Source organism: Lentzea californiensis (assembly GCF_024648825.1).
GTDB lineage: Bacteria > Actinomycetota > Actinomycetes > Mycobacteriales > Pseudonocardiaceae > Lentzea > Lentzea californiensis.
Map to the genome: position 1 here is coordinate 226,882 of NZ_JANBBE010000011.1, position 12,356 is coordinate 239,237.

11 protein-coding genes are annotated in these 12,356 nt (G+C 70.3%); 6 read left to right on the forward strand and 5 right to left on the reverse strand.

Translation table 11 applies throughout. The features are described from left to right. The first annotated feature begins 25 nt into the window (after positions 1–25). Entirely contained in the window at positions 26–937 is a 912-nt protein-coding gene (locus LX88_RS33020; RefSeq protein ID WP_258951699.1) for a hypothetical protein, read from the forward strand. Continuing rightward, complete coding sequence (locus LX88_RS33025; RefSeq protein WP_258951700.1) at positions 934–1,464, forward strand: histidine phosphatase family protein; 531 nt, start codon at positions 934–936, stop codon at positions 1,462–1,464. Before LX88_RS33020 ends, LX88_RS33025 begins: the two co-directional genes overlap by 4 nt. Here the strand turns inward: LX88_RS33025 and LX88_RS33030 are convergent. Continuing rightward, complete coding sequence (locus LX88_RS33030; RefSeq protein WP_258951701.1) at positions 1,451–2,605, reverse strand: metallophosphoesterase; 1,155 nt, start codon at positions 2,603–2,605, stop codon at positions 1,451–1,453. The genes LX88_RS33025 and LX88_RS33030 overlap by 14 nt on opposite strands. A gap of 189 nt (positions 2,606–2,794) precedes the next feature. On the opposite strand from LX88_RS33030, the gene LX88_RS33035 reads away from it, so the two are divergent. Both LX88_RS33035 and LX88_RS33040 read left to right on the forward strand, forming a co-directional pair. Continuing rightward, positions 2,795–3,184: a hypothetical protein gene (locus LX88_RS33035; protein ID WP_258951702.1), complete on the forward strand. Its 390-nt coding sequence runs from the start codon at positions 2,795–2,797 to the stop codon at positions 3,182–3,184. 118 nt (positions 3,185–3,302) lie between these two features. Further along, on the forward strand, positions 3,303–6,317 hold the full coding sequence (locus tag LX88_RS33040; RefSeq protein ID WP_258951703.1) for an amidohydrolase family protein: 3,015 nt from the start codon (positions 3,303–3,305) through the stop codon (positions 6,315–6,317). Here LX88_RS33040 and LX88_RS33045 read toward each other — a convergent pair. Beyond that, positions 6,311–7,255: a ketopantoate reductase family protein gene (locus tag LX88_RS33045; RefSeq protein ID WP_258951704.1), complete on the reverse strand. Its 945-nt coding sequence runs from the start codon at positions 7,253–7,255 to the stop codon at positions 6,311–6,313. The genes LX88_RS33040 and LX88_RS33045 overlap by 7 nt on opposite strands. Before the next feature lie 70 nt (positions 7,256–7,325). Between LX88_RS33045 and LX88_RS33050 the strand changes: the two genes are divergently transcribed. Further along, on the forward strand, positions 7,326–7,937 hold the full coding sequence (locus LX88_RS33050; RefSeq protein ID WP_258951705.1) for a TetR/AcrR family transcriptional regulator: 612 nt from the start codon (positions 7,326–7,328) through the stop codon (positions 7,935–7,937). Here the strand turns inward: LX88_RS33050 and LX88_RS33055 are convergent. After that, positions 7,892–8,332, reverse strand: a complete 441-nt coding sequence (locus LX88_RS33055; RefSeq protein WP_258951706.1) for an NUDIX hydrolase — start codon at positions 8,330–8,332, stop codon at positions 7,892–7,894. The genes LX88_RS33050 and LX88_RS33055 overlap by 46 nt on opposite strands. Before the next feature lie 54 nt (positions 8,333–8,386). On the opposite strand from LX88_RS33055, the gene LX88_RS33060 reads away from it, so the two are divergent. Then, entirely contained in the window at positions 8,387–9,322 is a 936-nt protein-coding gene (locus tag LX88_RS33060) for a phosphotransferase (RefSeq protein WP_258951707.1), read from the forward strand. On the opposite strand, the gene LX88_RS33065 is transcribed toward LX88_RS33060, so the two are convergent. Both LX88_RS33065 and LX88_RS33070 read right to left on the reverse strand, forming a co-directional pair. After that, a complete protein-coding gene (locus LX88_RS33065; protein WP_258951708.1) occupies positions 9,313–11,235 on the reverse strand; it encodes a putative bifunctional diguanylate cyclase/phosphodiesterase in 1,923 nt (640 codons plus the stop codon). The genes LX88_RS33060 and LX88_RS33065 overlap by 10 nt on opposite strands. After that, complete coding sequence (locus tag LX88_RS33070; RefSeq protein WP_258951709.1) at positions 11,232–12,266, reverse strand: sugar ABC transporter substrate-binding protein; 1,035 nt, start codon at positions 12,264–12,266, stop codon at positions 11,232–11,234. The genes LX88_RS33065 and LX88_RS33070 overlap by 4 nt, the downstream gene beginning before the upstream one ends. Positions 12,267–12,356: the final 90 nt, after the last annotated feature.

Sequence of the window (12,356 nt, forward strand, 5' to 3'; positions counted from 1 at the left end):
CTATGTCCCTGGCACACTGCGCTCCGTGTCCACCCAGTTCCCCGACGAACCGACCGAGCGCCACCTGGCGCCCGACCCGGCGCTGATGGAGGCTGCCCGCGCCAGGGGTGCCGCCCGCTGGGCCTCGGCCGGTGAGCTCCCGGAGCAGCAGGAGAAGCCGCCGGCCGGTCCGCTCAAGCCCCGCGCCGCCGCGATCGTCGCCATCGCCGCGCTCCTCGTCCTCGGCGGGATCGCCATCGTGACGTTCAACGGTGGTTCCGGCAGCGGCACGGACGTCGCGCAGCCCTCGCACAGCTACATCCCCGGCCTGATCACCCCGCCGGAGGAGCTGCCGTCGGAGGCGACGTCGGTGAACGGCATGGACCCGTCACTCGCCTCGTCCGCCCTGGGCCTGGTGCCGACGACGACGCAGAACGCCGTTCCGCCGCCCGCCGCCGACACCGGCAGGGCTCCCGGCGGTGCCAAGTCGTTCACGACCGGTCCCGGCTGCGGCGGCTACACCAGCGTCGGCTCGTACCGCGACGGCCGCAAGGGCTGGGTCGACCACGGCGACGGCAGGTGCGGCTCGACGTTCGTGTCGATCCCGATGTCCGGCGACACCCGCCGCGACGACAGCTCGGCCTACGGCATGTGGACGTTCGCGGTGACCGGCACGTGCGACGTCTCCGTGCACGTCCCGCAGGGCGATCTGCAGCAGGTCGGGGGTAACCCGACCGTGTACTACGTCTTCGACCGCAACGGTGTCGGCGGCACCCCGATGGCGTCGTTCGCGATCAAGCAGGTCGACAAGCGGGGGCAGTGGGTAGCCGCCGGGAAGTTCAGGGCCAGCGGAAACCTGACCGTGCAGCTCGTCACCCGAGGTCAGGACTGGAACAGCTCCGGACCGACCTACGCCCATCACGCCGCGAGTGCCGTCAAGGCAGACTGCACGGTGTGACAAGAGATCTGCACCTGGTCCGGCACGGCGAGGCGACGAAGGACGAGTCCCGGCTGACGGCGCGTGGCCGCAAGCAGGCCGAGGCACTGGCGGAACGGTTGCGGGGCACGGGTTTCGTGGCCGTGCACCACGGCCCGTCGCCCCGTACCGCCGAGACCGCGTCGATCATCGCCGGCGTGCTGCGCGTGCCCTGCCGCGCCGAGGCGGCGGCGGGCGACTACGTGCCGCACTTCGTCCCCGACCACGACGAGTTCTTCGGCCGGTTCCCGGAGTCGGAACGCACTCGCGGTCCCGCGCTGGCCCACGAGGCCGAGACGCGGTTCGCCCGGCCCGGCGACGGCCCGGTGCTGGTCGTGACGCACTCGTTCCTGATCAGCTGGCTCGTGCGGGACGCGCTGGACGCCCCGCCCGAGCGGTGGCTGACGCTGAACCACGACCACGCGGCGCTCACGGTCATCCGCTACACGACCGGTGAGTCACCCCGCTTGGTCAGGTTCAACGACAGCGGTCACCTCAACTCGCTTTGAGCGTCAGCAGAGTGATCTCGCTGGGCGCGAAGACGCGCATCGGCGGGCCCCAGAAGCCGGCGCCGCGGCTGGTGTAGAGCTGGGTTCGGTCGCTGTGCCTGCTCAGGCCGGCGACCACCGGCTGCTGCAGCCGCACCAGGTAGTGGAACGGCCAGATCTGCCCGCCGTGCGTGTGCCCGGACAGCTGCAGGTCCACCCCGGCGTCGACGGCCTTCTTGATCTCGGACGGCTGGTGCGCCAGCAGCACGACCGGGGCGCCGGAGTCGGCGCCGCGCAACGCGAGCGCGAGGTCGGCGGCGTGGCCGGGCTCGCCGGAGTGGCTGGCCGTGATGTCGTCGATGCCCGCGAACACGAGCTTGGCGCCACCGCGCTCCAGTGCCACGTGCTCGTTGCGCAAGGCCTTCCAGCCCAGCCGGGTCATCAGGTCGATCCAGCCCTGCGCGTTCGAGTAGTACTCGTGGTTGCCGGTGATGTAGAAGCGGTGCCCGGTGTTCACGTCACCGAGCGGGGTGGCCTGCTCCAGGCGCTGCTCGGCGGTGCCGTCCGCGATGTCGCCGACGTGCACGGCGATGTCGGCGCCGAGGTCGTTGACCGCGTCGACCATGCCCCTCGACCACTTCGCGCGGTTGATGGCGCCGTAGTGCGTGTCGGTGATGACGGCGACGGTCAGGCCGTCGAACGCGGGGTCAAGCCGGGGAATCGTCACGTCTTGGCGCTTGATCCGCGGCACGCGCATCGCCTCGTACACCCCGTAGACCGTCACGGTGACGATGAGGACCGCGAGCAACACGGCGATGAAACGGGAGCGGAACGGGTTCTCGACACCGCTCAGCGCGAGTCCGAGCCGCACGACGTCGGTGATCAGCGTCCACACGAACGCGATCCACACGAAGCCCAGCAGGAACTGGGAGATCCGCGCGGCACGGTCGCTGCCGCGCTGGGTGAACAGCACGATCATCGTGATGGCGGCCGCGACGAACACGACGGCGGCGATCGGCCGGACCGGGTCGGGCCACTCCGCACTGGCCGCGAACAGCCCCTCGAACGGCACCCAGAACAGCAACGTCGTCACGCTGAAGAGGACGAGCGTGAACACCACCCGCCGAACCGTGATGCGGGGCCGAGTAGCGGTGGTCGTCATGCGCGCATCCTCCTGGGCTGGACGGTCTCAACCCATCTCAACGCACAGACCGGTCAGTTTGTTCGCTTCGTCCGCGATAGACGTCCATCACAGGTGTTTTCGCAGCTGAGGAGCAACCGTGAGAGAGCTGGAGAGTCCTCTGAACAACACCGGAAAAACCGCCTGACCCGACGACATAGAGTGGGCAACATGATCTTCTACACCGACGAGGAGAGCCGCACGCTGCGCACTGCCGTGTACGGCGCGATGCTGCTGGTTTCCCACGCCGACCCCGGCCCCGTGCTGGAGGAACGCTTCGCCGGCCTGCGCGCTCTCGCGAACCTGTCACCCGATTTACGCATCGTCCTGGGCAGCGCCCGCCCGTCCGTGCCCGCCGGCACCGACGAGGAGATCGAGCCCGTCGTCCTGGAGGCGCTGCGCTCCTCGATGAAGACCCTCGCGGCCAAGTCGCCGGAGGACGCCAGGGACTTCCCGCGCGCCGTGCTGGCGATCTGCCGCGAGGTGGCCGAGGCCGACGGCGTCGTCGTCGAGGCCGAGGACGCGATGGTGGCCCGCATCGAGGGCGCGCTCGCCCTGTAGTCCGTTCGCCGGGACCAGTGTCCGCATGCTGGGCGCTGGTCCGAACGGTCGATGGCGCGGAGCTGTCGCGGTGCCAGGGTGGGGTTCCTAGGGGAACACCATTCGGGGGAGTGCCGCTATGGAACTGTCGCGCCGCGAACTGCTGAGCCGCACCGGCCAGGCCGCCGCCGTCGCCACCGCCGCGTCCGCGCTCACGATCGGCACCGCCGCTCAGGCGGAGCCCGGCGAGCGGGTGAGGCTGACGCAGGGCACCAACATCTCGGTGTCGCGGTCGCGGGACGGCAAGTGGCTCGCCATCGACCTCGTCACCGCCATCTGGGTGCTGCCTTCCGCCGGCGGGGAGGCGCGCAAGCTCACCGACGAGCTGCAGGACGCCACGCTGCCGTCGTTCGGGCCTGGCGGCCAGATCGCGTTCCAGTCCTATCGGGACGGCAACTACCACCTCTACGTCATCGGCCTCGACGGCAAGGGGCTCAGGCAACTCACTCGAGGTGAGTACGACCACCGGGAGCCCGCGTTCTCGCCGGACGGCAGGCATCTCGCGTTCGTCAGCGACCGGGCCGGAAGTTACGGCGTGCACCTGCTCGAACTGGCCACCGGCACGATCACGCAGCTGACCGGGGTGCCGGACGAGGCCGCGGCGCCGCAGTGGTCGAGTGACGGCAAGCGGATCATCTTCACCGTCGGCAACGCGGCGGTCGACACCGTGACGCTGGACGGCGTGCGCGAACGGCTCGTCACGGCGCCGGCGGGCACGCAGTTGTTCGGGGCGGCGTTCGGGCCCGGTGGCCGGCCCAGCTACACGCGGATGCGGCCCGGTCAGGCCGAGCTGGTGCTCGGGACGACCGCGGTGGTCACGAGCGAGGACGTCTTCGGGTTCGCGCCGGTCTGGGACGGTGACAGCGTCCTCTACACCGCTGACGGCAAGATTCGCAGCCGTGCCGGCGGTTCCACAAAGGACATTCCGTTCGAGGCCACAGTTCCGGTGCGCACGAACCGCAGGCCGCACCGCACCAGGAACCTCACCGGCGGCCCGGTCAAGGGCATCGCCGGTCCGGTGGTGTCCAGTGACGGGAAGATCGCCTTCCGGGCGTTGAACGCGCTGTACGTGCTGAGCGGCGGCAAGGCCACGAAGCTCACGGACGGCAGGTACTTCGACTCCGACCCCGACTTCTCGCCCGACGGCGGGAAGATCGTCTACGCCAGCGACCGCACCGGCGTCGCGCAGTTGTGGTTGCGGGATCTCGCTTCCGGGGCGGAGGAGCTGTACGCGCCGGCGCCCCACGCGCAGATCACGCCCCGGTTCTCGCCGGACGGCACCAAAGTCGCCTACCTGGACCAGGACGGCCAGGTGTGGATCACCGACCGGCAGGCTCGCAGGCAGGTCACGCCCACGTTGTTCCAGCCCGGCCGCCCGACCTGGTCGAAGGACGGCGGCACGGTCGCCCTCGCCGCGGTGAAGCCGTTCTCCCGCCGGTTCCGCGAAGGCACCAGCCAGGTCCTGAGCATCGACCTCGTGAGCGGCGAGCTGAAGTACACCGAGCCGATGCCGTTCCGCTCGATCGCCACCCGCGGCGACGACGGCCCGGTGTGGTCGCCGGACGGCAGGCACATCGCGTTCGTCGTCGAGAGCGTCGCGTGGGTCGTCCCGGTCGACGGAAAGGGCACCTTCCAGGGCGAGCCGCGCCAGATCACCCGCGAGGTCACGGACTCGCTGGCGTGGCACGGCGACGACGCGCTGGTGTACCTGAACAACGGCCGGATCCGGAAGTCCACTCTGAACGGCAGGGTGACGACCATCCGGCACGGCCTGACCTGGCGCAAGCCGAAGGCGCCCGAACGCGAGGTGGTCCGCGTCGGCGCCTACTGGGACGGCGAGGCGCACGAGCTCAAGCGCAACGTCGACATCGTCGTCGAGAACGGCACCGTCCAAGAGATCCGCCCGCACCGCGGCAAGCCAGACGTCGACGCGCCAGGCCTCACCGCCATCCCCGGCCTGATCGACGCCCACAACCACTGGCACCTGCGCGGCCGCCAGTGGGGCGCGCGGCAGGGCAACGTCTGGCTCGCGTACGGCGTCACGACCGTCCGCTCACCGGGTGACCCGGTCTACCAGATGGTCGAGACCAGGGAGGCGCTGGCGGCGGGAACCCTGACGGGGCCGCGGTTCTACGCCACCGGCGAGGCCGTCGACGGCTCGCGCGTCTACTACAACTTCATGCGCCCGACGCTCAGCAAGGCCCAGCTCGACCTCGAGCTGCGCCGCGCCCACGAGCTCGGCTACGACATGATCAAGACCTACGTCCGCCTGCCCGTGGAGCTGCAACGCGCCGCCGTGCAACGGTCCCGGGTTCCGCTCTCGTCGCACTACCTGTACCCGGCCGCCAACATCGGCATGGACGGCATGGAACACGTCGGCGCCACCAACCGGCTCGGCTACTCCCACACCATCAGCAGGCAGGGCAAGGCCTACCAGGACGTGGTGGCGCTGTTCACCCGGTCCGGCATGTCGATCACGCCCACGCTGTTCCAGTCACGTGCCCTGTACGACAACGACAAGTCGCTGGTCACCGACGAACGCACCCGCGTGCTCTACCCGTCGTGGGAGTACGAGCGGTACCTGGCCGACGCCAACGCCCAGGGCACCCCGGCGGCCACGGCGTCCCGCGCGGTCCTGAAGGGCTGGGTCGAGTTCGCGCTGAACGTCCACCGGGGCGGCGGGTTCGTCATCACCGGCACCGACGCGCCGCTCGACAGCCCCGCCACCGCCACGCACCAGAACCTGCGCGCGCTCGTCGAATACGGCTTCACACCGAGGGAAGCGCTCATCACCGCGACCCGCAACCCGGCGAAGTGGCTGGGACTGCCGCTCGGCGCGATCAAGCCCGGTGCCGCGGCGGACATCGCGTTCGTGCGGGGCAACCCGCTGGCCGACATCAGAACGGCGGCGAACGTCGAGCAGGTCATGGTCGGAGGGGTGCTCCACCGGGTCCCCGACCTGCTCGAGCCCTACCGGCAGCAGCAACGGCAGGCCCTCACGATGTCAGCCGCGCTCGACCCGTTGCCGTCCGCGGAGAACAAGCACTGGTGGCACGAGCCGGAGTGGGCCGAGCGCGTCTGCTGCGATCACTGAACGGGTGCCGCGAAGCTCGGTTCCGCCGCTGCCAGCCGCGGTGCGGCCACGCCCAGTCGGCGTGCCTCCGCCAGCACGTCCCGGCAGATCGCCCGCGGCTCCTCGGCCGTGGGGTCGGAGTGCGTCGCGAAGTTGTCGCGCACCGGCCCGAAGTGAGCGGTCAGCCAGGCGAACAGGGGAGCCGCCAGCCAGGTCGGCGCGCGGAACAGCAGTGCACGGCGTCCCACGACGACACCTCGTGCCTCGACCAGCGGCAGCAGTTCGCGCCCGGCCAGCAACGCCTCGCGCAGGTCGCGCCTGCGTCCCGCGAGATCGGCCAGCGCGCCCAGCCTCAGCCCCTGCGAGAACAGCCCGGCGTCCGACACGAAGTGGATCAGCAGCCAGCCGCGGAGGTCCGGTTCCTCCTTGATCCGGAACCCCGCCTCGCGGAACACCCGCCGCACGGCCCGCCCCCGTTCCGTCTGCGGGCCGACGGTTCCGAAGAGGACGGACGGCAGGATGGCGCCACGCAGCACGCCGTTCTCGCCGAAACCGCCGCCCGCCTGGGGAAAGCCCCACGCGACCTGCTCGGCGGGCAGCGCGCCGATCGCGTCCAGCGGCTCGGCCCAGATGTTGCCGAACACCAGCACCGTGGCCTTGCCGGCGCGGGGTGCCAGGAAGTCCGCCGCCTCGGTCAACCGGTGGTGCCCCACGCTCAGCACGATCAGGTCGAAGTCGTGGTCCGGCGCCAGTTCCTCGCGCAGGCGCACCGGCCACTCCCGCACGACGCGCTGCCCCCGCAAGCTCCGCCGCATGTCGAGCAGGTCGAGGCTCGTCGTGTCCCCGTACTCCGCCGCGCGGCCGGGCCGGACGTAGAACTCGACGTCGTGCCCGGCCTGTTCCAGCGCCCAGCCGTACACGGTGGCGATCACGCCGCGGCCGAACATCAGGATCTTCACGGTCCACCTCGTGGGTTACGATATAAGTGGAGACAATCTCCACTTTTGAAGCTAGGGAGGCAGGTGCCGTTTGTCAACGCGAGGCAGTGACAGGCCGCTGCGTGCGGACGCCCAGCGCAACCGCCAGGCGCTACTGGTCAAGGCCAGGGAGCTCTTCGAGTCCGGGGAGTTCTTCGACCTGCGCTTCGACGACTTCGCCCGGCTGGCCGGCGTCGGCACGGGCACGCTGTACCGCCACTTCCCGACCAGGGAGGCGCTGGCCGAGGCGGTCTACCACGAGGAGGTCGTCGCGCTGTGCGACCGTGCTCGCCGGCTGCGGGCCACCTTGCCCGCGCTGGAGGCGTTGGCGACCTTCCTCCGCGATTTCGTCGACTACATGCACGAACACCACGGCCTGGCCCGGACGGTGGCCACGCTCATGACCACCGGCTCGGAGACGCTCGCCGAGGGCAGCAGGGCGCTGGAAGAGGCTGTCACCGGCCTGGTGGCCGCCGCTGCCGAGGAGGGGACCGTCCGGGGCGACGTGGGGGCCGGCGCCGTCATGATGGCGTTGCACGGCATCGGCGCGGCCCACGACCGCCCGGGGTGGCGGGCGGAGGCCGACGGTGTCATCACCCTGGTGCTGGACGGGCTCGTTCAGGGAGCCCAGCCGAGCAGCCCGAACGACTCCCCGGCCAGGTGACCGGTGATCCCGGCGGCGGAGTAGGAGAGGAAGTCCTCCGGCAGCGCGTCCAGCCCGAACCACCGCAGTTCCGAACACTTCTCCGGCTCGCGGTTGACCGGCTCCCCGCTCCACCGCCGGACCTCGAAGAACAGCCCGAGCCGCGGTTCCACGCCGGATCCGCTGGCGTGCAAGGTGTGCACGTGCCGCAGGTCACCGGGCTCGATCACCACCCCGACCTCCTCCGCGGCCTCGCGCACGGCACCGTCGAGCACGGACTCGCCCGCGTCGAGCTTGCCCGAGGGCAGGTGCCACAGGCCGTCGAACCGGGGGTCGGCGTCACGGCGCCGGGAGAGGAGCACCTTGCCGTCGCGCACGAGCAGCACGTGGACGTCGATCAGGTGGCGGTCGGCCATGGGCCCACCGTAAATGATCTGCGTCGAGCCGCGGGGCCGTGACACGATCTTGCCATGACAGCCTTCGCGACCCCCGAGAACATCGCCGCCCGCACCACTGCCGCACGAGACGCCGCGGTGGCGGCAGGTCGCGAACTCGGCCTGGAGATCACCGAGGGCAAGGTGCTCTACGAACTGTTCTCCGTCGTCGTGCACCTCGCACCGTCGCCCGTCGTGGCCCGGATCCCGACCGTCCTGCCGCACACCACGACCCTCGAGTCGCTGGCCAGGCGCCAGCAACAGGAACTCGACGTCGCGCAGTGGCTGCACGACCAGGGCACCCCGGTCATCCCGCCGAGCACGCTGGTGCCGCGCGAACCCGTGCAGCGCGACGGTTTCTCGATCACCTTCTGGCCGTTCACCGACGAGGACAAGTCCGCGGAACCGGACTACCTCAAGAACTCCGAACTCTCCGCCGACCTGCACGAGGCGCTGCGCGACTACCCGGGCGAGCTCGAGTTCCTGTCGTCGGCGGAACCGCGGTTCGTCCGCGAAGGCCTCGAAAAGCTCGAAGGCCTGGACATCGTCACCGCGGCAGACCTCCAGCGGGCACGAGCCGAATGGGAGGTCCTGGAGCCGCTCGTCAGCTCCCAGGCCGCCTTCGAGGCGAAGTTCCCCGGCATCGGACTGCAGCCCGTCCACGGCGACTCACCGCCCGCGAACATCTTCGCGAGCACCACCGGCCCGCTGTTCTCCGACTTCGAGCTGATCACCTACGGCCCGGTCGAATGGGACCTGGCCGGCCTCGGCCTGGAGTACGAGGCCGCCTACAACCGCGGCGCGCGCAAGAACGGCCTGCGCGAGCTCGACACGGAGGTGCTCCGGTTCGTCAACGCGGTCGGCGCGATCCGGGTGATCGCCTACCTGTCGTGCGCGGACCAGCTGCCCGCCATGGTCGACTTCATGCAGCCGTTCATCAACCAGTGGCGGGACACCGAGTCCTACGCGTGAGCGGCCGCGCGATCTCCTAGCCAGGCCACGATCTCCTCAGCGGGCAACGGCTCGCTGAGGAAGTACCCCTGCACCACGTCGCACCCGGCCTCGGCCAGAGCCGTCCACGTGTCCTGGTCCTCCACGCCCTCCGCGACGGCCTGCAACCCGAAGTTCCGGGCCAGCGCCACCAGGGCGTGCACGATCGCGCTGTCACCGGCGTCCGTGCACATGTGCGTCACGAACGACCGGTCGAGCTTCATCTCGTGCACCCGCATGCTGCGCAGGTACGAGATCGACGAGTAGCCGGTGCCGAAGTCGTCGATGGACAGCCGCACGCCAAGTTCGGTCAGGCCGCGCAACACCTCCACGGCGCGGTCCGGGTCCGAGATGATCGCGGACTCGGTGATCTCCAGCGTCAGCAGCCGGGCGGGCAGCCCGTGCCGCTTGATCAGGTCGGCCACGTCGCCGGGGAACTCGATGTGGTGCAGGCAGGCCGCGCCCACGTTCACCGAGACCGGCACCTCCCAGCCCGCGTCCGACCACGAACGGCACTGGCGCAGGGCCGCGTCGATCACGTACCGGGTCAGCGGCTCGATGAGCCCGTTCTCCTCGGCGATCGGGATGAACTCGTCCGGGCGCACCAGGCCGCGCGTCGGGTGCTGCCAGCGCGCCAGGGCCTCGACCCCGCACACCGCGCCCGTGTCGGCCAGCGCCTTCGGCTGGTAGTGCAGGAACAGCTCACCGCGGTCGATCGCGTGCCGGAGCTCCGTCACGGCCGTCAGGTGCGCGGCGCCGCGTTCGTGCAGGCGGGCGTCGTAGACGGCGACACCGGACTTCTCGCGCTTCGCCGCGTACATCGCGATGTCGGCGTGCCGCAGCAGTTCGTGGCCGTCGCCCGAGTCCGACGGGCACAGCGCCACGCCGACGCTGGCCGCTATCTCCAGCTCCAGGCCCTCCAGCGTCACCGGCATGGCCAGCGCCTGGAGGATCTTGTCGCCGACCATGCTCGCGTTCTCCGCCGAGCCGACGCCGGGCAGCAGCACGGCGAACTCGTCGCCGCCCAGCCGTGCCACCAGGTCCGTGTCGCGCACCGCCCACGACAGGCGGTTCGCCACCTGGCGCAGCAGCAGGTCGCCGGTGTGGTGCCCGAGCGAGTCGTTGACCTCCTTGAACCTGTCGAGGTCCACGATCAGCAACGCCAGCGGCTCGTCCTTCTTGCGCGCCTTGTCGACGGCCTGCTCCATCCGCCGCGCGAGCAGCGTCCGGTTCGCGAGGCCGGTCAGGGCGTCGTGGTGGGCCTCGTGCTCGTTCTTCGCGGCCTGGCGCAGGATCATGCGGCGCTGCCCGAGCAGCACCATGCCGAACAACGCGACCAGTGCCGCGTCCAGCACGAACACCACGATCTGCGCGATCCGCAACTGCGCGTTCTTCTCGTCGGCCGAACGCAGGTACTCGGTGGTGTCGAGGCGCTTGACCCCGATCGTCGAGGAGATCTGGCGCCGCAACGAGGAATGCGCGAGATCCGCCTGGTCCGCCTGCAACGGGTCGGTGCCGGCGACGACCGCGCGCAGCATGTCCGTGCTCTGGTCGTACAGGGCCAGCACCTTGCCGGCCTCCGCCGCGTCGGACGGCATGCCGTTGGCGCGCAGCCACTCCAGCTCGGCGCGCGCGGAACCGACGGAGTTCCGCAGCGGCTGGACGGTCTGCTCGGTCCGCGCGACCTGCAGGTCGCGCAACGCGTTGTCGGCGACGTTGATGTGCTCCAGCACGCGGGCCCACCGCTCGCTGGTCTCGTTGAGCTCGCGCACGTGCGCTGTCGTGGCCTGCGCGCTGATGCTGCTCCACAGCGCCAGCCCCGCCAGGACCAGCAGCCCGAACGTCAGCCCGACCGTCGCCACCCGTGCGGTGGCGCGGCCCTCCCAAAAGCTCACCGTGCCTGCTCCAACGGTCGCACCCAGCTCGCCGGATCCTCGACGAAGCTGTCGATCTGAGGCTGGAAGAACTCCCTGCGAGCCTTCTCGGACTCCTGCCGGTGCAGGACCTGGTCCAGGTTCGTCGTCGTCACCGTGAGTCCCGGCGTCTCGATCCAGCCCTCCGGCAGCGTCCCGCCGCCCTTCGCATGCCTTGCGAGCAGCCAGCCTGCCACAGCGCCCTTGAGGTAGTGCTCGGGAGAGATCGACGCCACCATCGCGCCGTCCCGCACCGCCTGCAACGTTCTCGGGTCTACCCCGAACCCGCCCACCAGCCACCTCGCCGACTTCTCGGTCTTCAACGCGGCGAGGTTGACGCCGTCGCAGTCGCCCGTACCAACGAACGCGAGGGCGTTCGGGTTCGCCGCCACGAGACGTTTCCACGCGTCGCGATTCGCGGCGTCGTCACGTTGCGTGTCGAACGGGCCCAGCACCACTACCCCCGGTAGCTTTTCGGCGAACCGCCCCCGGATTCCCTCTGCCCGGTCGTCGAACCCGGGGAGCCCGGGAGCGGTGTTTCCCAGCACCACGGTCCCGGTCGCGTCCGGGGGCATTCGGCGCATCAACTCGTCAGCCAGCTTTTCGCCGAGTTCGTAGTTGTCGTTACCGACGTGGAGTTTCACACCCGAACTCGCGGTGAGCCGCATGTCCACGCCGAGCACCGCGACGTGCTGAGCCAATGCCTCACCGATGGACGGCGCCATCAGCGAAGGCTCCGACGTCGCCACGGCGATTCCGCCTTTCGCGGCCATCGTCAAATCCCGGAACAACTCGACTTCCTTGTGCCCGTCCTGTCCGGGAGGACCGGTCACCGTCGCGCTGACCCCGCCGATTCGGCCGACGCCCTCGTGAAAGCCGCTGGTCATCTCCTGCGCGAAGGAACCACCGGTGCGCTTCACCACGAAACCGACGTGCGGTAACGCCTGCGACTCCGCAGCGGCGCCGCAGCCCGACAACAACACCAGACCCAGCACCAGCGCCGCAGCTCGCATGGATGACCTCGGGCTCGCTCGACCTACGGGGTGATTGATCTCCAGAGCGGCCGATGCTACATCGGATGGTGCCAAACCGGGACAACGCCT